The 21,650-nt window shown below is 43.7% G+C and carries 21 protein-coding genes; 8 read left to right on the forward strand and 13 right to left on the reverse strand.

Annotated elements, in window-relative coordinates; all coding sequences use genetic code 11:
* The first annotated feature begins 67 nt into the window (after positions 1–67).
* Together ACM0OZ_RS36320 and ACM0OZ_RS36325 are read left to right on the forward strand one after the other, a co-directional pair.
* Positions 68–655 (forward strand): TetR/AcrR family transcriptional regulator, encoded by a 588-nt coding sequence (locus ACM0OZ_RS36320; RefSeq protein ID WP_414587695.1) that lies wholly within the window; start codon positions 68–70, stop codon positions 653–655.
* 157 nt (positions 656–812) lie between these two features.
* Positions 813–1,607: a DUF2993 domain-containing protein gene (locus ACM0OZ_RS36325; protein WP_414587696.1), complete on the forward strand. Its 795-nt coding sequence runs from the start codon at positions 813–815 to the stop codon at positions 1,605–1,607.
* A 550-nt stretch (positions 1,608–2,157) separates the two neighbouring features.
* Here ACM0OZ_RS36325 and ACM0OZ_RS36330 read toward each other — a convergent pair.
* The 8 genes from ACM0OZ_RS36330 to ACM0OZ_RS36365 all read right to left on the reverse strand — a co-directional run bounded on the left by ACM0OZ_RS36330 (position 2,158) and on the right by ACM0OZ_RS36365 (position 12,222).
* Positions 2,158–3,555, reverse strand: coding sequence for a UDP-glucose dehydrogenase family protein (locus ACM0OZ_RS36330; RefSeq protein ID WP_414587697.1), 1,398 nt, complete (start codon positions 3,553–3,555; stop codon positions 2,158–2,160).
* A 73-nt stretch (positions 3,556–3,628) separates the two neighbouring features.
* Positions 3,629–4,567, reverse strand: a complete 939-nt coding sequence (locus tag ACM0OZ_RS36335; protein ID WP_414587698.1) for a UDP-glucuronic acid decarboxylase family protein — start codon at positions 4,565–4,567, stop codon at positions 3,629–3,631.
* 996 nt (positions 4,568–5,563) lie between these two features.
* The gene (locus ACM0OZ_RS36340; RefSeq protein ID WP_414587699.1) at positions 5,564–7,711 is read right to left on the reverse strand and encodes a cation:proton antiporter; all 2,148 of its coding nucleotides are present in this window, start codon (positions 7,709–7,711) and stop codon (positions 5,564–5,566) included.
* Positions 7,712–7,857: 146 nt separating this feature from the next.
* Positions 7,858–8,514 carry an HAS-barrel domain-containing protein gene (locus ACM0OZ_RS36345; RefSeq protein ID WP_414587700.1) on the reverse strand — a complete coding sequence of 219 codons (657 nt, stop codon included), beginning with the start codon at positions 8,512–8,514 and terminating at the stop codon, positions 7,858–7,860.
* 151 nt (positions 8,515–8,665) lie between these two features.
* Entirely contained in the window at positions 8,666–8,863 is a 198-nt protein-coding gene (locus ACM0OZ_RS36350) for an NAD(P)H dehydrogenase subunit NdhS (protein ID WP_041035899.1), read from the reverse strand.
* 100 nt (positions 8,864–8,963) lie between these two features.
* Complete coding sequence (rodA, locus tag ACM0OZ_RS36355; protein WP_414587701.1) at positions 8,964–10,274, reverse strand: rod shape-determining protein RodA; 1,311 nt, start codon at positions 10,272–10,274, stop codon at positions 8,964–8,966.
* A 100-nt stretch (positions 10,275–10,374) separates the two neighbouring features.
* A complete protein-coding gene (locus ACM0OZ_RS36360) occupies positions 10,375–11,445 on the reverse strand; it encodes an Mrp/NBP35 family ATP-binding protein (protein WP_414587702.1) in 1,071 nt (356 codons plus the stop codon).
* A 252-nt stretch (positions 11,446–11,697) separates the two neighbouring features.
* Positions 11,698–12,222 (reverse strand): SRPBCC family protein, encoded by a 525-nt coding sequence (locus ACM0OZ_RS36365; RefSeq protein ID WP_414587703.1) that lies wholly within the window; start codon positions 12,220–12,222, stop codon positions 11,698–11,700.
* A 621-nt stretch (positions 12,223–12,843) separates the two neighbouring features.
* On the opposite strand from ACM0OZ_RS36365, the gene hemF reads away from it, so the two are divergent.
* Both hemF and ACM0OZ_RS36375 read left to right on the forward strand, forming a co-directional pair.
* Positions 12,844–13,890: an oxygen-dependent coproporphyrinogen oxidase gene (gene hemF / locus ACM0OZ_RS36370; RefSeq protein WP_414587712.1), complete on the forward strand. Its 1,047-nt coding sequence runs from the start codon at positions 12,844–12,846 to the stop codon at positions 13,888–13,890.
* 451 nt (positions 13,891–14,341) lie between these two features.
* Positions 14,342–14,710, forward strand: a complete 369-nt coding sequence (locus ACM0OZ_RS36375) for an STAS domain-containing protein (protein ID WP_414587713.1) — start codon at positions 14,342–14,344, stop codon at positions 14,708–14,710.
* On the opposite strand, the gene ACM0OZ_RS36380 is transcribed toward ACM0OZ_RS36375, so the two are convergent.
* Complete coding sequence (locus ACM0OZ_RS36380) at positions 14,707–15,309, reverse strand: chromophore lyase CpcT/CpeT (protein ID WP_414587704.1); 603 nt, start codon at positions 15,307–15,309, stop codon at positions 14,707–14,709. The two genes, ACM0OZ_RS36375 and ACM0OZ_RS36380, sit on opposite strands and share 4 nt — an antisense overlap.
* A 279-nt stretch (positions 15,310–15,588) precedes the next feature.
* On the opposite strand from ACM0OZ_RS36380, the gene psb29 reads away from it, so the two are divergent.
* Positions 15,589–16,296, forward strand: coding sequence for a photosystem II biogenesis protein Psp29 (psb29, locus tag ACM0OZ_RS36385; RefSeq protein ID WP_414587705.1), 708 nt, complete (start codon positions 15,589–15,591; stop codon positions 16,294–16,296).
* 1,079 nt (positions 16,297–17,375) lie between these two features.
* On the opposite strand, the gene ACM0OZ_RS36390 is transcribed toward psb29, so the two are convergent.
* The gene (locus ACM0OZ_RS36390; RefSeq protein ID WP_414587714.1) at positions 17,376–17,459 is read right to left on the reverse strand and encodes a (2Fe-2S)-binding protein; all 84 of its coding nucleotides are present in this window, start codon (positions 17,457–17,459) and stop codon (positions 17,376–17,378) included.
* Positions 17,460–17,474: 15 nt separating this feature from the next.
* On the opposite strand from ACM0OZ_RS36390, the gene ACM0OZ_RS36395 reads away from it, so the two are divergent.
* On the forward strand, positions 17,475–17,957 hold the full coding sequence (locus tag ACM0OZ_RS36395; protein WP_414587715.1) for a hypothetical protein: 483 nt from the start codon (positions 17,475–17,477) through the stop codon (positions 17,955–17,957).
* A 229-nt stretch (positions 17,958–18,186) separates the two neighbouring features.
* Here ACM0OZ_RS36395 and ACM0OZ_RS36400 read toward each other — a convergent pair whose 3' ends face one another.
* Both ACM0OZ_RS36400 and ACM0OZ_RS36405 read right to left on the reverse strand, forming a co-directional pair.
* The gene (locus ACM0OZ_RS36400; protein WP_414587706.1) at positions 18,187–18,879 is read right to left on the reverse strand and encodes a biopolymer transporter ExbD; all 693 of its coding nucleotides are present in this window, start codon (positions 18,877–18,879) and stop codon (positions 18,187–18,189) included.
* A 33-nt stretch (positions 18,880–18,912) separates the two neighbouring features.
* Positions 18,913–19,701: a MotA/TolQ/ExbB proton channel family protein gene (locus ACM0OZ_RS36405; RefSeq protein ID WP_414587707.1), complete on the reverse strand. Its 789-nt coding sequence runs from the start codon at positions 19,699–19,701 to the stop codon at positions 18,913–18,915.
* Between the two features lie 217 nt (positions 19,702–19,918).
* Between ACM0OZ_RS36405 and ACM0OZ_RS36410 the strand changes: the two genes are divergently transcribed.
* Both ACM0OZ_RS36410 and ACM0OZ_RS36415 read left to right on the forward strand, forming a co-directional pair.
* Positions 19,919–20,239 carry a YkvA family protein gene (locus tag ACM0OZ_RS36410; protein ID WP_414587708.1) on the forward strand — a complete coding sequence of 107 codons (321 nt, stop codon included), beginning with the start codon at positions 19,919–19,921 and terminating at the stop codon, positions 20,237–20,239.
* Between the two features lie 333 nt (positions 20,240–20,572).
* Complete coding sequence (locus ACM0OZ_RS36415; protein ID WP_414587709.1) at positions 20,573–21,376, forward strand: sugar phosphate nucleotidyltransferase; 804 nt, start codon at positions 20,573–20,575, stop codon at positions 21,374–21,376.
* Positions 21,377–21,430: 54 nt separating this feature from the next.
* On the opposite strand, the gene ACM0OZ_RS36420 is transcribed toward ACM0OZ_RS36415, so the two are convergent.
* Positions 21,431–21,574 (reverse strand): hypothetical protein, encoded by a 144-nt coding sequence (locus ACM0OZ_RS36420; RefSeq protein ID WP_414587710.1) that lies wholly within the window; start codon positions 21,572–21,574, stop codon positions 21,431–21,433.
* Positions 21,575–21,650 lie beyond the last annotated feature (76 nt).

Here is a 21,650-nt window from a genome sequence, read left to right on the forward strand (position 1 = left end):
ACTGAGATCTCGATAAAATTAATTGTATTAACTTTTAGTTAATTATGTTAACTAATTAGGTTTTTTGATGGGTCGTCCTAAGAAAGAAAACTCCTTGACGCGGCAGGATGTCATTGAAGCTGCGATCGCTTGCCTTGATCGAGAAGGAGAATCTGCCCTTGGTGTGAATCGAGTAGCGCGGGAGTTGGGCATTCAACCACCGGCAATTTATAAGCATCTCGATGGCAATGCCGCCTTACGCCAAGCAGTTGTATTAACCATTTGGCAGAGATTTTTTGCCTATTACAAGCAACAAACCGCCGGAGTGAGCGATCCTCGTGCGCTGCTTAAGGCAGGTGGACACGCAACCCGTAATTTTGCCCGAAAGCATCCAGCGTTTTACAAGGTGATGATGCAAGTTCAACTACAACCGACCGATCCAGAAGCTTCCCCAATCATTCAGGAAGCCCTCAGCTTCTTTAGAACGGGGTTAGAATCCTATGACTTGAGTGAAAATCAACTGATTGATGTCATGCGAATGGTAAACGCTGCAGTTTCCGGTTTTATTGCTGTGGAGCAAGCAGGATTGCTAACACTAAACCGTTCAACTGATGCCAGTTTTGAAGTGATGCTCGATGCACTCTTTGTCGCGATTGAACACATAAGGGCAAGCTGATTGTTGAACTCAGTCTAAAGACGTATTTTTACCTACTTATCGACTCGCTCATTAGCCATCTCACCCCTTCCCATTAGCACTATCAATCACCAAACAGTTGCTGAATCGTTCACAATTTGTTACAAAAATACAGAGAACTTCTATAACTTAAACTCGAATGTTAGGCGGACTTACTGGTTTAACAGATCCTAAAGGCAGTGACTGGGGAGAGCGGATGCTCAACACAGTCGCGAGCCAAACGATTCGCCACTTGTTCACTCAAAGCGAGTCAGTGGAAGTCTCTGTCCGTTGCTTTCCCTCTAGCAAACTCTTGCAGGGTAGCATCGATAGCTTCAAAATGAAAGGTCGTGGCTTAGTTATCCGCAGAGACTTTGCTGCTGAGGAAATTTCTATAGAAACCGATGCTGTTTCCATTGACTTTAGCTCGGTTTTGAGCGGTAAGCTGCGCCTGAAGCAACCGACTCAAGCTATTGCTCAAGTCGTCCTATTAGAAGCGGGCATAAATCAATCTTTTAAAGCAGAATTGGTAACAAAGCGTCTTGAAAATCTTACTGTACCAGCATTGACAGCATTATCTGGCGGTCAACCAGTCTCTTTTCCTGAAATCCAGGTACAGTTACTACCTGAAAATCGAATGCGGATTTTAGCCAAGGCTGATTTAAACAACGGTGAACTTGTACCGCTGAATATGACCGTCACTATAGGTATTGAACGGCGGCGACGTGTTTCTTTTAAAGACCCAGAAATTGAACTTGACTCAGTACCAGAAGCACAACGAGAAATCTCACAAACCTTGAGTTTGGCACTTGTGGAAATTTTAGATAATATGGTCGATTTAGACCGCTTTGACTTAGATGGGGTGAAAATGCGGCTCAACCGTTTAGAAACAGAGGGACAAAAGCTGATTTTTAGTGGTTATGCAGAGATTGAGCGTATTCCTAAAAATCCCTAATTTCTTATAAAATGACTTCTGCAAGAGGTTTAGCAAGATTGCCAATGTAGAGACGCGCCATGGCGCGTCTCTACAAGTATGAAATTGTCACGCATAAGTCTTAACAGCAACGGTATTGTTTACCGAAAGACTGGGTCTAAAGCCCCGTCGTTCTAGGACGGCTTTTAAACTCGGGAACAAAAATGCCCGTGTCGTGCGACAATAGAATATAGCGGTAATGCGCACATAAAAAAGACGAAGTAGGTCTAGCGGACAACTCCTGACCCGGAACCCTGGTAGTATAAATCCTAAATCTTGTACAAATGTGGGAGTAAAAGCAAGAAATTGAAGAAACCCTTTCAAACGCGGTCGGGCAGTCCGTGTGCGCTTGTGGACGTATCCAAACGGGGATATTTGAATGCTTGCATTTGGATATCTAGGGAGGACGGTTGAAGCAAGAATCCTCACGCCTTTAGGCGCTCGGAGTGTCAACCATCCCCATTTGATGAAGGCAGAGCCTCTAAAATAGCATTCCCAGCCTGAGGCTGGGAACGAGAAATCAAATCTTGGGTTAGCGACAGCGACCGATACCTACATATTGGAAGCCAGCCCTAATCAAGGTTTCAGGGTCAAGGAAGTTACGACCATCAATCATCACAGGGTGGCCCATCAACGTTGCCATCTTGCTGTAGTCCAAGTTTTTGAACTGCTCCCATTCGGTCACAAGTACCAAAGCATCGCAGCCATCGGCAAGTCTTTCAGCATCGGTTTCTACCAGCACACCGGTCAGACCATGACGCATACCAGTTTGAGAAACAATTGGGTCGTATGCCTTAACTTTGGCTCCCAGTCGATTCAACTGCTCAATAATATTGAGTGCTGGAGCATCACGCATATCATCGGTATCGGGTTTGAAGGTTAAACCCAATAATCCCACAGTTTTCCCTTTGAGGATTTTCAAAGTTTGCTGGAGTTTTTCAATGGCAAGCACGCGTTGGCGTTCGTTGACAGAAACAGCAGCTTTTAGCAACTGAGCTTCGTAACCGTAGTCATCGGCGGTGTGAATCAGGGCTGCAACGTCTTTGGGGAAGCAGGAACCACCCCAACCAATGCCAGAGTTTAAGAATTTGTTACCGATACGCGAGTCTAAACCAATACCTTTGGCAATTTGGGTAACGTCAGCACCGACGCGATCGCAAATGTTGGCAATTTCGTTAATGAAACTAATCTTGGTTGCTAAAAAGGCATTAGCAGCGTATTTGATCATCTCTGCCGAACTTAAATCTGTTACCAGTACTGGCACTGGGGGTAGAGATGGGTCATCTGCAAACTTGCGCTCAACAATCGGGGTATACAGTTCTTTCATCATGCCGATCGCCTTTGGACTGTTGCCTCCCAATACGATGCGGTCAGGATTGAAGGTATCATACACCGCCGAACCTTCCCGCAAAAACTCGGGATTGCTGACGACATCAAACTGCGCTGTAATCTCAGGCAACTTATCGTAAGTTGGCGCTCTACCAGCGGTGATCAGTGTGTTTTGGCGTTCGGCTATGCCATCTAAGACAATCATCCGTACCCAGTCTCCTGAACCAATGGGTACTGTGGATTTATTCACAATCACCTTATACCCACCGTCTAAATGGGCACCAATGCCACGAGCAACCGCTTCAACGTAACGGGTATCACTTTCCCCTGTTGGTAAAGGTGGCGTTCCCACAGCAATAAACAGAATTTCCCCGTGGGCGACTCCTGCAGCCAAGTCTGTTGAGAACTCAATTTTACCTGTACTAATGGCAGACTGCATAATATCTGAGAGTCCAGGCTCAAAGATGGGCGATTGCCCAGACTTCATAATCTTGACTTTCTCTTCGTTGTTGTCTACACAAATCACATCATGCCCAATGTGAGCTAAGCAAGCACCTGTTACCAAACCTACATAACCAGTACCGATGACGCAAACACGCATTTGTTCAATTCCTCGCTTTTTGGGGTTAATCTTTTACAAAGAACTTTTTACAAGGGAGCCACGAGTTTTTTACTCAGGACTCAGCACTTTTTATACGCTCGCGAAAGTCTTCTACAGTCAGTTTTAACCCCTCTTGTAAAGGAATGGTAGGTTCCCAATTTAACCAAGTTTTTGCCCTTGTAATGTCGGGACGACGGCGACGTGGATCGTCAGAAGGCAATGGCTCAAATTTAATCTGTGCGTCCGGATTCACCAAGTCTTGCACTGTTTTCGCCAATTCTAAAATTGTATATTCATCGGGATTTCCCAAATTGACTGGACCGATGTAGTCGTTATTCATCAGTCGGATCAGCCCGTCTACCAAGTCTGATACGTAGCAAAAACTACGAGTCTGCGAACCTTCTCCGTAAACGGTTAAAGGAATACCCCGCAGTGCTTGAACAACCAAATTACTAACCACCCGACCATCGTTTTCTAGCATCCGAGGTCCGTAAGTGTTGAATATACGGGCTACCCGAACATCGACTTTATTTTGTCTGTAGTAATCAAATGTTAATGTCTCAGCAATTCTTTTGCCTTCGTCATAACATGAGCGAATTCCAATAGGATTAACGTTACCCCAGTATTCTTCGCTTTGAGGATGAACTTCCGGATCGCCGTAGACTTCACTAGTTGAGGCCAATAAAATTCGTGCTTTCACACGTTTAGCCAACCCCAACATATTAAGCGTCCCCATGACGTTCGTTTTGACTGTTTTCACAGGGTTGTACTGGTAATGCACTGGGGAAGCTGGACAAGCCAAATGGTAAATTTGATCAACTTCCAAACGAATTGGTTCAGTGATGTCATGGCGGATCATTTCAAAGTAAGGATGATCCAACCACTTGAGTATGTTGCCTTTGCGACCTGTGTAAAAGTTATCCAGGCAAATAATTTCGTGTCCCTCACTTATCAGTCGATCAATCAGATGGGAACCAATAAACCCAGCACCGCCCGTCACCAAAATTCTCATAGTTTCCCACTTGTTTACAGATATTTCCAGCCGTGATTGCGTTTGTATTTAGACTACCCAGCCTTGAAACCAAAATACCTTACCCTGCTCGGTAATAAGATAGGTTTTGTTAAAGCTGGCTATTTGCCCCTGGATGCTTTTTTGTTATATTTGCACTTTCTGGCTTCAATTTTCAATTAGCAAAATAACAAACATTTTATACAAAAGGTAAGCTTTTACCCAAGATTTTACAATATCTTTAAAAATATAAAGTTTTTTGGATAAAAGACAAAGCTTTTACTTACGTAAAGGTACTCACGTTTTGACTTGATGCTTCACCTGTGGCTATGAGTTTTTAGATATTTCATCAAGTTCTTTTTCCCACCTTATTCTTAATTTTTTACTGTACAAAGGTGGGTTTTGTTGGAGCAGGGCAAGTCTTCTTGACTTTATCATGACCCACATTTCTTATTCATTTATAGTAGTTGTCAGTCCAAAAACTCATGGTAGTAAACATGAAAAATGCAAATGTAGATATTTACCAAGCAGGTTTGTAGTAGCTAGGTTGAAATTTTCTATGTGTTTACCGCCTTGATTTCCATCTACAAAAAAGCAGATAGAGAGGGAAAAACTTTTTTCGTTTTCTCGAAAAGAATTCAGAAGTCAGGAGTTAGGAGTCAGAATGACTCTTGTACGACTGGCGGACTCATGAAGCGGGTTTAAAACCCCACCGTCTACACGGTGTTCACGGTTGGGGTTTGAATCCCCCTACTCCCGATTCTGAATTCTGAATTCTGAATTCTGACTTCTTCAAGTTTCAATTGTAAATAGGTGGGAAAAGTAAGAAAAGTAAGTTTTATAGACTAAGGCACTTGCTAAAAATTTTATTTCTTTGAATTCATGTAAGAATTAAGGATGAATGGGGTTAGCTATCTAACACATCAAGTCGTTTATTCTGATTTCACAATTATGCCAAATCTTAGTTTAGATTGAACAATGGCATATAACCATCTTGAATCACACAATTCCCTCTGACATGGTAGCTGTGGTACTACTCGTAACCTCAGTTGACACAACTGCAGTTTGAGTACGTTGAGGTTCTCCAAGCATGACAATTGAGCAGGTGAGTTGCTTAGCTAATTCGGTTGTGACATCGCTAATAGCTAACCCACCAGGAACAGTGCGATTACGTATAAAAGGTAATACGACTAAATCATATAGTCTCGCTGCCTGCAAAATCGCTTGAGCAGTGTTTTCATGAGCTATAATTTGAACTTCCGGGGGATTTTGCAATGCTAATCTTGAGATCAGTAACGAGAGTTGCGATCGCCTCCAAGCAATCTTACTTGAACTCGTACGGCGTTCGCAAATATTTAGCACAGTCACCTGTGCTTGATTTGCATCTGCTAAAATCTGGGCAAATTTTACAGGTTGTAATGAAGGTGTGATTAAATTTTCTAATGGCACCAAGATGCGCTGAATTTTTTTTGGTGATTCCACCAGCCGTGTCACCGCCACTGGACAATGAGATGCCCACAAAACGTTATCAATGACGTTACCAAATAAACGTGCTTTGAACCCAGTACGTTTACCCCAACCCATGACAATCAAACTCGCCTTTTGTTCGCGAGAAGCCCTGCTAATTCCTTGGGCAAAAGCATCGTCAATTCTCAGCAATGGTTGTGCTTCTACACCCAAGACATCACTCAGTGCTGTTGCTTTTGCCAGTAACCTTTGACTTCTTCGTACGGAGGCTTCCAACTGGGGTGCATCCATGTGAGCAAAAGCCGTTGCGATCGCCAACGGTACAATTCTGCCATTTGACTGCCGTGCCAACAGCGCCGCCATTTCAATTAAATGCTGCTGCGTTTGGGGATTGTAGACAGGTACCACTATACTGTATGTTCCGTCTCTTTCCTCTGGCTTATGGTAAGGGGGAGTGATTCGTTGCTCCTTAACTGTTGAATTCGTCAAACCTACGGCTACCCGACTGGTAATAAGCGGTCCCAAAGTAGAAGTTATCAGCATCAGGACAATGACGCTGCTTAACACCCTCAAATCAAGCAACCCATCTCGATATCCCACTAACGCTACTGCTAACGTTGCACCAACTTGCGGCACAGACAGCGACCACATTGTTAGCGTTTCCTGCCAGTTGTAGCGATAAACCAGTTTTGCAACAATTGCAGCAAGCAATTTACTTGCAATTAAACCAATGATAAATAACAGCGTTAACTGTATGATTTCAATACTTTGGACAAAGGCAGGCACATCAATCAGTAAGCCAAGGTTAACAAAAAAGATGGGAATGAACAGCGCACTGCCAACAAACACTACCTTTTCTTTTACTGGACCTTCCCCCACTGCTTCATTAACAGCCAAACCTGCTAAAAATGCTCCAACAATTTTTTCTATTCCAATCAATTGTGCCCCCACAGCAGCCAGAAACACTGACAGCAGCACAAACAAAAACTGGTTTCCCTCATCATCACCAGAACGCCGAAAAAATTCTTTACCCGCCCAATCAAAGCCTACCAAAACTACAATTGAGTAGATAGTTAACAAACTCACCAAGATAGTTAGCCGCCCTAAGCTGAATTGCCCATCTCTCATTACCACACACACGGTTAATACTATCAGGGCAGCAATATCAGTAAAAATAGTGGATCCCATAGTCACAGTCACGGCTTCGTTATTCACCACTCCCAAGCGACTAATAATGGGATATGCCAAAATGCTATGGGAAGCGAACAAAGAGCCAATTAATATTGCCGCATTCCAATCAAAGCCAAAAATCCGCCCAACAAAAGTTCCCACTGCTAAGGGAACCAAGAAACTCAAGCTGCCAAACCCCAACGATTGATTTTTGGTGCGACGAAACTGCTTTATGTCTATTTCTAACCCTGCGACAAACATTAAATAAACTAACCCAATGTCTGATAGCAGAGTCATCATGGTTGATTGTGGTTGTAATAAATTCCAACCGTGAGGACCAAGCACGACCCCGGAAGCCAGCAAACCTACTAATCCTGGTAATTGCAGCCGTTCAAACAGGATGGGTACGGCTAAAATGACCACCAGTAAAATAGCGAAGGGAACGATTGGTTCCTTGCCGAGAACTTGGGAAGTCGGTTCCAGAGCAAGAACTTGTGATATGAGTTCCATAGGTAGGACGCAGAAGTTGGGATAGTGAGGCTGTGATTACCTTAAGCGTAATTGCTGAATCTATTCAATTGCAAAAGTCACCCTAATGGAAAAAAATCAAAAAATTTTACCTACAGTACCTAAACGATGATCTCAGAACTAACTACCTATGGGTGGATCTGGCTCAAAATGAACCGTAAGCGATCATAGTCGTCTTTCAGCAGCACGCTGAGGTTACGTCCAGCTTTGATCAGCCATTGTCGATCTGCTTTACGTAACTGATACACCTCTCGAATAGCTGCTGCGGTTAAGGCATCCACAGGGGCACCGTTTACAGAAAGTAGTGTCCGTACAAAATCCAGATCTTCGGTGAATTTAATGATCGCTTCGTGTTCACATCGGTAAACTGCTTGATGAACTTGTGGGGGACGAGGAGGCAGATACTGGTACACCCGATCATTGGAAAAATTCGTATCTGCGGGTTGCACCCATCCTACAATTGCAGCACGAAATTCTGTTTTTAGCATAGCAAATATCTGGGGTTGCTCCTCTCGCAAATCCTGTAGAGACAACCCTAGAGCCACTGCCCGGTGTACAGAATCTATCGGCATAGTGGTTGCATAATACACCACAGCATAAATTTGATTGCCCGATTCTTCATCAACAGAACGCACCCAACTGCCAAACGGAGGCATTGAGGGAAAACTTAAATCTTCCGGTTCCAAACACTGAGCTAAAAATTCGCAACTAGAAGTCTCGATCACCTCCGCAAAATGATTTGGGTGGCGATCGCTTCTTTTAAACTGTGGCAGGGGAAGGCGCATAACCAATTCAAAATTCAAAATTCAAAATTCAAAAAGAACCAATGAGCGTGCGCTAGCGAGCATCCTGCCTGTGAACTGTATGCATCAGTCAAAAGTCTTTAAAACAAAGATGTACAGACGCGCCATGGCGCGTCTCTACAATGACTCATAACTATTTAGCTTTCTTACGTCCTGCAGTGGTTTCTACAAGTTCCAATTCCGACAGGCGAAAGGTAATGAGTTTATCCCAGTTACCACCTTCAAACAGGACAGCGACTTTGCCATCGCTCACCCGCTGCACGAGTCCTTCAGAACGATAGTAGATATCTGCTGGATTCTTGACGCGAACAGTTGCTCCAGGTAGAATCATCGTCTTTTCCCTTGCTTGTTTCTCTGTTAATAGCTTAATCTTTCTCAACCTACGTTTGTATTAGTACTAATTACTAATCCCATAGATTAATGATTACCGTCTAATACTTCTGCCGTTGTCGGAAATTTGCCACTGATTCTACCAATCCCAAGGCAATGAAGTTAGTTAGCATGGCAGAACGACCGTAACTCATCCAAGGCAGAGGAATACCTGCTACCGGTGCTAAACCAACGGTCATGCCAATGTTAACAACCATCTGAAAGACAATCATCGACAAAACGCCTACAGCAAGCAAAGAGCCAAAGTTATCTTTGGCAGTTTGGGCAATATGTAACAGTCGGTAACAAACTAAGCAAAAGACAAACAGGACTACCAAACAGCCAATAAAACCGAATTCTTCCCCCACCGCAGAGAAAATAAAGTCTGTATGCTGTTCGGGGACGAAATTTAATTGGGTCATAGGACCTCTGAAAAGACCCCATCCCCACCATTCACCAGCACCAATTGCAATACGAGATTGGATCAGGTGATATCCAGCGCCTAAAGGGTCGTGTTCTGGATTAACAAATACAGTGAGGCGGTCTTTTTGATACTCTTTCAAAACATGGTTCCAAGCGAATACACCTAATTCGCCACCCAAAAGGTTAAAAATTATTGCGCTTATACCGCCAATGCCGTATCCTCTTCCTGGAATAGTGACAAAGCCAAGCAAACCCATAGCGGCTGACCACAGTAACCCTAACGGTGTCAGAGATATCTGGTTGAACAAAACAATCGGGGACTGCCACGGCCAAGGTGTGCTGAACAGAATTGCTGCAATGACCGGAGAAATCAGCAGTATCAACCAACCAGGGTTGGCATTTGCCCAATACAACATCCCTAAAACGATCGCACCAAAAACCAGCGATGTTGCTAAGTCTGGCTGTAAAAAGACCAAACCCCAAGGCACAGCGGTGATTGCTAAAGCTCTAAAAACGCTATCAAGACTAGAAGCGGTGCGCTTGTGTAACAATACCCCAAGGGTGATAATCAGCCCGATTTTGGCAAATTCTGAAGGTTGCACATTGAAGCCAGCGATGTTAATCCACCGTTGTGCGCCTTTGGCGCTCTGACCGACTATCATCACTGCAATCAGGCTGATGTTGGTAATCGTGTAAGTTATCCAGTGCCATTGAATCAGGATTTCGTAACGGCATCTGGCAATAAACAGAGCTATGGTTAGACCAATGCCACCCACAAGCCAATGCCACCACCAATCCGTCAGCCCCTGATTCAATTCTGTACTGCGGATCATGATGCCACCAAATATAGTCAAAGCGACTGGCAAACAAAATAATAACCAATCGACTTGCTGCCAAGGTTTAAACCAATGCTTCCAACGGATTCTGGGAAGCGAACGTTTTAACAACATTGTATGCTTTTAAACTTTAACTATGAGATTTTAAATTTAGGAACCACTTAAAATCTGTATTCCAACCTTACCCACTGCAACCAGGCGAAAATTGTAATTTTTATGTCAGGGCAGCAACTGATACTTTACCAGCAATGGTAAGGGCGATCGCCTTTAATGCTTTAGCACTCGCTGAATCTGGTTCCCCAACAACGATCGGCACACCACTATCACCACCAACTCTCGTGGAAATCTCCAATGGTACGCATCCTAGCAATGGCACTCCCAACTCAGCCGCAGTTTTGGAACCACCGCCAGAACCAAAAATGTCATAATGCTTATCTGGCATATCTGGTGGAATAAAATAGCTCATATTTTCTACTATCCCCAGGACAGGCACATTCATCTGCTGGAACATCCGCAACCCCTTTCGAGAATCCAACAGCGCCACAGTTTGGGGTGTCGTGACAATGACTGCTCCCGCCATTGGTACTGCTTGTGCCAATGTGAGTTGAGCATCGCCTGTTCCTGGTGGCATATCCACAATCAAATAATCTAATTCTCCCCATTGCACTTGATACAGAAACTGGCGAATCACTCCATTAAGCATTGGTCCACGCCAAATCACGGGCTGATCTCGATCAATTAAAAAGCCCATTGAGACTAATTTGACACCATGATTAAAAGCAGGTTCGAGAATTTCGCCTTTCTCTGTTGAGCGCACGATCATCTGACCATCACCCAGTCCTAGCATTGTCGGGTCATTAGGACCGTAGATGTCAGCATCCAGCAAACCAACCTTTGCCCCTGTTTGAGCCAAAGCAACTGCTACATTAACAGCAACCGTACTTTTCCCAACGCCTCCTTTGCCACTGGAAATTGCGATAATATTCTTAGCACCAGGAACACCAGTACGGTCAGGTAAGCTTTTTTGCTGCGGTGTTTCCGCTGTCACCTCGACAGATACATCTGTCACCCCTGGTAGCTTTTTCACAGCTTTTTGACAGTCTTCTACAATAAATTCACGTAAAGGACAAGCAGGTGTTGTCAACACCAAGGTAAAACTAACCTTTCCACCATCAATTTTGATGTTGCGAATCATATTCAGTTCTACCAGACTTTTACGCAATTCTGGATCTTGCACTGGTCGCAACACTTCTAGGACTGAAGGGAAATCGAGGACATCATACATAGTGTTTTTTGCCTTACTGCCGCAACAATTTTTAACAAAAAGTCATTCTTATCTACTAGGATCTTATCTTTAATGAGGGATTGGGGATTAGGGATTAGGGATTAGGGATAGTCAACAGTGAACAGTACCAGCCGCAGTGACCAAAAAACTGGTAACTGATAACTGAAAACTGGTAACTGATAACTGATAACTGTCGCCAGTTCCCAATCCCCAGTCGCCAGTCCTCAGTCGCCAGTCCCCAGTCTCCAGTCCCTAAAAATCAAAACAACCATCTTTGAGGGATTTTCTCTTCCTTGATACTGCTTGCAATGTCGCCCCCTCTACTGCTTCAACTAAAGATCGCGCTACACGATCCGCATAGGGACGGGAAAAAGACCAAATCAACGGTGATAACCAACCACGCAGCGTTACCGAATAAGACACACAAGTCCCACAAACTGTGGACTCAACTCTGTAAGTAATCCGTTCCTCTACGCCTGGAATTGCTAGCACTCTTACAGTCAACAACTCCCTAGGATTGACGCGTTCTACAAAGATGCGGATGGGAATTGGTGATAAGCGTGTGACCGCTTGATAAATCAGCCCAGGTTTAGGTACTAATCCATAGGGAACGTTGGTGCTTTTTAGCATTGGGTGCCAAGAAACATCTGCTATATCAACTACTTTTTGCCACAGTTCATCCACAGAAGCAGAACTAATTTCTCGATACGTCCGTACCAGAGAAGCACAAAACCGCCGACGTTTGCGGTGGATGAATTTGGATAACCAACCTCGCATTTTCCTATTCCTCCTCGCTACAGGCTTTTTGGTAACTCTGGCATATTCCGCATCTGCGATCTTCGCTTACATTAAACTTTCTCAAAATTGCCTTCAGCATAGCAAGTCGCCATTGGACATATACACCATGAAGGATCGAGTCTCACTCCCGATTCCTGGCGGATAAAATTGATATAGGAATCTTGTTGGACAGATTGGTTCGACCTTTGATGCTGTCATTGAAAACTTTTCATATCATATATATCCGTAAGCTATATCCGTAAGCCCCGTATCTTTGCCTGCTTTGAGGGCAGATGTGGTAATAAATTCTTCTAGTGACAAAAGTTGAGATTTCCTATAACTGAAAGTGCTTGTAGACTAACCTTTTGGGAGTTTAGTATCAATCCTAGAACTTTACATAAAGATAAACAACTTGAAAAAAAACAATAAACATACAAGCATACACGCATTTGAGGGAAAATAACTATCTGTAGCCAAGCTCATCAGTCATATAAATGCTTGACTATAGAGAGAATAGCTCTGTGGGCAATTTTAGCCTGCTTTATGGCGTCTGTTGCCCGTGAATTTTCAACTGAAAATTTGCGGCTTTCACCAAAATTGTAATAAATGGTTCTTGAGTCTATGGTGACGAACTTCCAAACCCCAACTTTGCCAGCAGAATCTACTCAAACCCTGCCAACTGACGCGAAAGCTAGAGTCAGTCAGTTTATGAAACAGTTGCAAGACCAAATCACTCAAACTTTGGCAGAATTGGATGGTGTGGGGCAATTTCAAGAAGATGCCTGGGAACGCCCAGAAGGAGGTGGCGGGCGATCGCGCGTTATGCGTGAGGGTGCAATATTTGAGCAAGCTGGGGTAGGTTTTTCGGAAGTTTGGGGTTCCCATCTACCGCCTTCAATCTTAACGCAGCGTCCAGAGGCAGCAGGTCACGATTTTTATGCCACAGGTACCTCAATGGTGTTGCATCCACGCAGCCCTTATGTGCCGACTGTTCACCTCAATTATCGCTACTTTGAAGCAGGACCGGTGTGGTGGTTCGGTGGCGGTGCGGATTTAACCCCTTATTACCCGTTTGCCGAAGATGCCGTGCATTTCCATAAAACACTCAAGCAAGCGTGTGATGCTCACAACCCAGAGTATTACCCAGTGTTTAAGCGTTGGTGTGATGAGTATTTTTACTTAAAGCATCGAGGAGAAACGCGGGGTGTTGGCGGACTGTTTTTTGATTATCAAGATGGTCAAGGTTCGTTATATCGCGGTCCTCATCCAGATGGTGCGGCAGCTATTTACAGCAACCAAATTGGGACACCAGAACCACGCACTTGGGAACAGTTGTTTGCTTTTTCACAAGACTGCGGCAATGCGTTTTTACCAAGCTATATCCCGATTGTGGAAAGGCGGCACAAAATGGAATATGGCGATCGCCAACGGAATTTTCAACTGTATCGCCGGGGAAGGTATGTAGAATTCAACTTGGTGTATGACCGAGGCACCATTTTTGGACTGCAAACTAACGGACGCACCGAATCAATTCTCATGTCCCTACCACCCTTAGTACGCTGGGAATACGGTTATCAGCCTGAACCAAATTCCCCCGAGGCTCAGTTGTATGAAACCTTCCTCAAGCCTCAAGACTGGGTAAACTGGGTACTAAGCAATTCTCACTGATCAGTGTTCATTACTGAGTACTAATCAGTACTTTTGAGTGAGTAATGTTAATCATTAAAGATCCCCCCAACCCCCATTTATAAAGGGGCAAGGGGAGATCTAGCCTTAACTGAACGGCATTAGAGTATAAACCTTCTCACAATCCAGATTGCTATGAGAAGCTAAATACCAAAAAACCAGCACTCAGTATTCAGCATCCACCACTTCTTTAGTAAGTTAAACTACTAAATAGAAGCACTTAGCAACAAAGATGACAGTCAAGGCTGTAGCTTTTTCATCTCAGGCTACAGCATCACACAATGTTCTAGCAAGTCAGATCACTCACAAAGTCTAGTCGTCATTCCAGTAGAAAAAGGTGGAGATGAATGGAAAAACAGAGCTTGTAGCTTTTGCTAGCTTGAAGCAATATCAAGCCACAGTCTCTTTTGAAAGGAGTGTTAGAGGGAGTTCAGTGATATATATAGATCAAAAAACTTACACAAGGCAAGACGGCAATACCGTCATCGTTTTAACACCAGCTGGTCGCCTGGATATTAGCACTGTTTGGCAATTTCGCTTGAAATTGCAGGAGAGTATCTCCAAACTCAGTCGTCATGTGATCGTGAATCTCGGTCAGGTGAATTTCATCGATAGTTCTGGTCTGACCTCTTTGGTAGCTGGAATGCGCGATGCTGATAAAGTTAAAGGCAGTTTTCGGATTTGTAATCTGCATCCAGAAGCCAAACTGGTGTTTGAAATCACGATGATGGATACAGTTTTTGAAATCTTTGAAACCGAGGAGGAGGCTTTAGAAGGTGTACCTCGTAGCATCGCCAGCTAAAGACAGAACTGTTCTCGCTTTGTATAGCAGTAAGGTCCCAAAATAGCTCCCCAAGTGGCTTTTCCAGTCGTAGAGTCAATTCCTTTGTCGTAGCTGAAAAATTTATCTTGAGTCACCTCAAAGCCCAAGCAAACTTGTACAATGTTGCCATCAACACTAAAGCAGCAACGAGTGTCTGGAGGTGGGGTAGCCTCGAACTTATAGTGATTGACGGCTAATAATTGCTGGGTAACGTTGAGCACACAGCCTGGTAGTAATTCTAAGTTGTCGGGTGTCAACGTGTTGAGTAAAGCTGTGTTACGACCAGCACCGACAAGGGTACTTGGATTTTTGGGCATATAGTACTGCACTTTTAGGGGTGCATCAGGACCATTTCCTTGTAGAAGCCGCATAATGCGCTGACGGTAAGGTCGATCTAAATTGACAATATTGGCTTGTTCGGCAAATAGTGTCAAGCTGTCTTCTTGAAATAGAGGAACTGGTCTTTGCCACAAACGCAGGTGAACATACCAAGCAGGCTCTGCAATAGCTTGTTCTCGATTATCAAATTCACCAGCAAGATAATGAGCTAGGGCGAGTAGTTGCGGTGAAAAAGTCATAGGTGAGATATCCAAGATTCCATTCAAACAGATTTGTTTTGAGATGAGTTATCAAGTATTGTAAATTGTTGCGACAACCTGCATTCTGCACTCTGTCTTCTGGAATGACTCAAAAGAAAGAGCAACTTCTCAGAAGAAACCGCCAATAATAGCTTATTATGGCGAGAAAACATTTATAATCCCGGATTTGGAATGAACTGGACGTAAGTACAAAACTAAACTTGGCAAAGTGGCATTAAAGCGAGAGAATAATAATACGTCGCCCTTGAAAATTGCTTTGTGAATAACGTCCGTACCGTATCTGATACTAAGCGAACTTTCTACAACCTTCACACCCGTCCGATAAACACCATTTATCGTCGGGTGGTGGAAGAGCTAATGGTGGAAATGCACCTGCTGTCAGTAAATGTCGATTTTAGCTACGATCCTATTTATGCCTTGGGCGTCGTCACTACCTTTGACCGCTTTATGCAAGGCTACTTGCCAGAACGGGATAAAGAGTCGATTTTTCATGCCCTGCTTCAGGCTGTAGAAGAAGACGAAGAGCGCTATAAACAGGATGCTCAACGTTTGCAAGCATTAGCAACAAGCTTAAGCGCTTCAGAACTCATTGCGTGGTTAAGCCAGGAAACTCCCTCATCTCGAGATGCTGACTTTCAAAGTTCGCTGCAAGCAATAGCAAACAATCCTAAATTTAAATACAATCGCTTGTTTGCGATTGGTTTGTTCACTTTACTAGAACAGTCAGATCCAGAACTCGTTAAAGACGAAAAGAAACGCACTGAGGCACTGAAAACAATTGGCAATGGCTTGCATATATCTGACGACAAACTCAATAAAGATTTAGAGATATACCGCTCTAACATAGATAAAATGTCACAAGCTTTGACAGTTATGTCAGATATGCTCTCAGCAGAGCGAAAAAGACGGGAACAGCGTACTCAGCAATCGAGTACCGCAGCGACTCCGCCAACGACTAACGAATAGTCAAACAAAACTCAGAATTCAGAACTTAGAATTCTGGAGTGTCAATTTCAACTCCTACTGGTAATTTACTAATAATAAGTAGGTCGGCACAAATATACTTTTTTTGTTTGTAGTAAGCGCTTTAGCCAAGACAGCGCTTACTACAAGCGTTTCACCTAATTTTACATTGAATTACATAAGTTTGTTTAATCACAGCGACCTACTTATACAAGCTAACAAGTGTTACTACCCAAACAAATAAAAGCGTCCCAAGACCCTCGGTGATGACAAGTTGTACAGAACAATACCCGTCAAAGCAAGGTTCACAAGAGTTGAGCAAGTGTTTTGGGTTGCCCAGTGTGAACACGCTAATAGTCTGATAAACTCAGCAATTTACCATACTCGTCAGACCCATTACAGCAAGTTAGAACAACAGGGTGACGCATTTACGCTTTACTGGCGTGGTGATGAATTACGCTACGGGTGGAAAACTTACAAATGCGGTATGACTTACCCAGAGTTAGACAAAGCTCTTAAAGACAATCCGCATTACAAATCAATGGCTGCACAGTCATCCCAACAAACATTAAAGACTGTAGGCGAGTCAATCACTGGTTACAACGGGTTGGTCAACGCTTATTACAAAGGTGAAGTTGACAAGCCTTCGTTGCCTAAATACCGCAAAAAGGGAGGACTTGCAGCAGTAACATTTCCACGTCAGGCACTCAACTATAGAGATGGTTGCTTCTACCCATCAATTAGCCGCGAAACCAAGCCGCATCTGTTAACCGAAATATGCTTGCATCTGCCTGATTTCATTGATTCTGATTGGGTAAAAGAAGTGACAGTACGTCCTTATCTTGGTGAGTTGTGGATCGATTGGGTTATTGACGATGGTAAGCAACCAATTGATATTAATCCCAATCTTGACTATACCCAGGCATGGTCGTTTGACCACGGTGGAACAAACTGGCTAACAGGTGTCTCAACCCGTGGAAAAAGCTTAATTTTGGATGGGCGTAAGTTGAGGAACATCAACCAAGGGTACTGTCGCCTTATCGCCAAGTACAAGCAAGGGAAATCAGACTTTTACTGGGATTCTAACCTTGAGCGAGTGCAGCGTAAACGCAATAACCGTCCGGCGTGACGCGGTAAATAAAGCAGCACGATTCATTATCAACCAATGCCTAAATGACCGGATTGGAAACCTTGTTATTGGTTGGAATGAAGGACAAAAAAGTGGTTCTAATATGGGCAAGTGCAACAATCAAAACTTTGTTGGCATTCCCACAGGACGGTTAATTGAGCGACTCAAACAACTCTCCAAAGAGTACGGAATCGTCTTAACAGTTACGGAAGAAGCATATACATCAAAAGCGTCATTTCTTGACGGTGACTCTCTGCCTAAATACGGTGAAAAACCCGTGGGGTGGAAGCCATCAGGCGATAGGATTGAGCGCGGATTATATCAAAGTCGTGATGGTCATCTCATTAATGCAGACTGCAATGGGAGTGCCAACATCATGAGAAAAGTAGCCATACAGCTAGGTTTAAATCTAGTCGAGGTGGGTAGGGCATCTTTGACAGTGCCACAACGAATTGATTTGTTTACGCGATTAAACAGATCATACCGTAAACGTTGCGTAGAGGGTCTTGTAGACCCCGTAGCAACATCAGTTTAGAATCCCCTTGCTTCTAGTGAGGGGAGATGTCAAAGGAAAACAAAAAACGAAGCTAAACCAATTACTTGTAAAGTAACAGAATTTGTTTCTCTGACCGAGATTTATTTCGTATATTTTTAGGTTTGGGCAATCAGAGGGCAAGCAGACAAACAAGAGCAAGGGAAGCAAGGGAAGCAGGGGAAGCAGGGGAGAAAATACTTCTTTATCACCCCATCTTCCCATCTCCTCATCACCTGTTGGGAGTCGGATTGGTTTTTCCAGAAGGCGTTGTGGGTACTTTGGGTAGTACAGGAGAAGTACCTGGATTAACTGGGGTCACACCTTGGTTAGTCTGAGGTAGATTCGGTGCTGAGGGAAGATTAAAATTAGGGTTACTTTGTGGATTAATGGGAGCGATGGGTGCGCTGTTGGGTAGAAGTGGTGTTCCTGGGGCAGCAGGATTGGTTGGCACAGGAGAAATGGGTGAATTAGAGTAAGATGGTGTAGTGACAAAAGATATGCGATCGCCTCCCACTTGTCGCCACAAATCTATAATTGATATGACATCATTGTAGGTTGCTGTCTGACTGATTTTTAGAGCCAAAATCGCGTTGGGAGTTTGTTGGAGGTATTTCTGGAAAGTCTCTCTGATTTGTGGTCGTTTTACTAAGTCATTGTCTACGTAAGTTTGACCAATAGCATCAATAGTCAAAGTTAATATTTGCCGTTGGACTTGTGGGTTGATCGCGGTATTATTGGGTTTCGCACTAGTAGTAGATGGCGTACCAGTACTGGATTTAGGTAAATTAATACTAATCTCTTCTTGGCGAGTAAATTGCAAAGCCGCCAAAAGAAAAAATGTCAGTATACAAAAAACGACATCTATTAACGGAATGATCTGAATTTGGACTTCTTCTACTGGAGTATGTAGGTTTACTTTCATCGTCTTAGTCTCATACCTGGGGCGTGGAATTTTTTATTGACTATCTTTCGGTTCTGACAAATCAGACTCGGGGGGGGGTTCGGGTGTTTCAGAAAGCTTGGGTCTTCTGCCTTTTTTCCGAGGCGAATTCAAGTTATCCCGAGGAGATTCTCGTATGATTGTCGAAGGTATTACCCTCTTTTCAGGTGTAGTGTTGGTAAAGTCAGGCGGAGACTGACGATACAGCAACTCCATATCATTGCCAGCCCTACGGAAAATTTTGACTTGGTTAACCACGATACCTTGAAATAGGCGGTAAAATGCCAAACTGGTGATGGCAACAATCAGTCCTGCTGCCGTACTAATTAGCGATTCCCCAATACCAGTCGTTACCCCAGCGGTGGATTCGGTTCCTAAATCACCAATACGAATAGAGCGTAGAGACTGGATCAACCCTAAAACCGTACCCAACAATCCTAACAAGGGCGCAAGGGCAATCACAGTTTCCAAAAGTTTTTCACCCCGTCGCATTCCAGCCAATTCATCTTCTGCTGTTGCTTCCAATGCCAGTCGGAAGGTTTCTGCATCGGTTTTTGGTAGGCTTAGGGGGGCATAGAGAAACCGCCCGATAGGCTGACGGGTTGCCTGTCTAGCAATGTCACTAGCCGACGCCCAATCCACACGGGCGGCATCCAAAACGCGATTAACTATTTCCTTTTCCTGGCTTAAAATTCGCAACCAGAACCACAAACGCTCAAAAATGACACTTAAAGATAAAATTGACAGGGCAAGCAATGGCCACATCGCTGGTCCGCCCTTTTTAAACAAATCTACGATATCCACTGTTGTAGGTTTCCTCCATCTATTTGTGGTGTCAGTCTCTTAAAGCACTTTAATTTTAGAAATTAAAGCACAACTTTCATAATCGTTTTACATTTAAGGGTTGGGATTTCGCGATAAAAAAGGGAGTCGCATCTTCCAGACAAACTAGGGCGGTTATTCCCACAGGAAGTGTAGGGCATAATTTGCCAAAATTAAAGGTAACTGGAGGTAAAAATCTATGAAATTTTCAATTCAATCCCTTTATACTTGGTACCGCAACTTACTGCGTAACCCTAAGTACCGTTGGTGGGTAATTTTAGGAACACTACTTTATTTTGTCAGCCCGTTTGATATTGCTCCGGACTTCTTACCCATTGTCGGAGAACTTGATGATGTTTTTCTGTTGACATTGCTAGTAACTGAGGTTTCTGGGCTATTGATTGAAGGCTTTAAAGAGCGTAAGGGTAATGTTGACGCCAAAGCCGCCAATACCACCGAGGATTCCACCTCCATTCCCACCGCCAACACTATCGATGTTGATGCCGTTTCTGTCAAGTAATTTCTGCAACGAAATAAAACGTAAGAAACCCCCTCCTTTTGCCGTCTGTTCACAACTGCGCTTCTGAAGAAGGGGGATATTTTTTTAGTCATTTGTCATCAGTAGATTGTAGACTTTAAAATATCTTGTGGTACGTGCATTTATAGCTTTTTACAATTGAGTGCAATATACGAGGATTGTAGGGGCACAGCAAGGCTAAGTGCCCCTACCCGTGGTGTACGCAACACCAGAACCGCTTAGCTACCGACTAGTGGCTATTGCGTGATACCTACGCAGTTAAAATATTTACTGAATAGCAGCAAATAATTTTTAACTCTTAATCTTTAATTACCTATGACCAAGCGTCAAATCATCGGACTGCTACCAGCTGGTGGACAGGCAACCCGCATTTCTCCTTTACCACTTAGCAAAGAGTTATATCCGGTTGGTTTTCAAGACTTTGGTGTTAAATATAACTGGCGACCAAAGGTGGTTTCTCAATATCTGTTAGAAAAAATGCAACTGGCAGGCATTGATAAGGCATACTTTATACTGCGTCCTGGTAAGTGGGATATTCCGGCATATTTTGGCGATGGCACAATGCTTTCCATGAACTTGGGCTATCTCATCATGGGTTTGGGTTATGGTGTACCTTTCACGTTGGATCAGGCTTATCCTTTTGTCCAAGATGCTGTCGTAGCCTTGGGTTTTCCTGATATTTTGTTTCAGCCTGAAGATGCCTATGTGCGGATACTTTCACGCCTTGAGACGAGTAACGCCGATATCGTCTTGGGATTATTCCCTACCGACAAACCTCAGAAAGCCGGTATGGTTGACTTTGACGATAAAGGTAGAGTGCGGTTGATAATCGAAAAACCTCCCCAGTCAGATTTGCGTTATATGTGGGGTATTGCGGTTTGGACACCTGCTTTTACACAGTTTTTGCACGAGTATCTTATCACTCTCAAGGCGAAGAGCAATTTGTCACAGCTACCAGAAATACCCATTGGCGATATTATTCAAGCTGCGATTCATAACGGTTTTCACGTAGAAGCAGAAGCATTTAGTGATGGTACTTACCTTGATATTGGCACACCAGATGATTTAGTGCGAGCTGTGCGACAATTTGCGGCTTTGGCTGGTGGGGAAGGTGAGTAGAGGCGATCGCCCCTTTGGCGCTGTTCCTTGCCCAATCGCGTCATCTGGGTATGTTTATATGAGTTGCCGCAATTGATCTAAAGTATTTACGGTTAAGATAGCTCGCTGAATTGCCTTTAATTTCTCTAAATCGGAAATTTGGCTGATTTCTGGCATCAGCTTTAATCCTTCACTGCCGAATTTTACTTCCAAACCCATTTCAATACTCGACAGCTTCTCCTGCTATATAAAAGCTAGACAAGTCTAGACATTTACTTCTTTCTTCACGGGGAGC

It is taken from the genome of Scytonema sp. PCC 10023, assembly GCF_963920835.1.
In the GTDB taxonomy this organism is placed as follows: domain Bacteria; phylum Cyanobacteriota; class Cyanobacteriia; order Cyanobacteriales; family Nostocaceae; genus Kalymmatonema.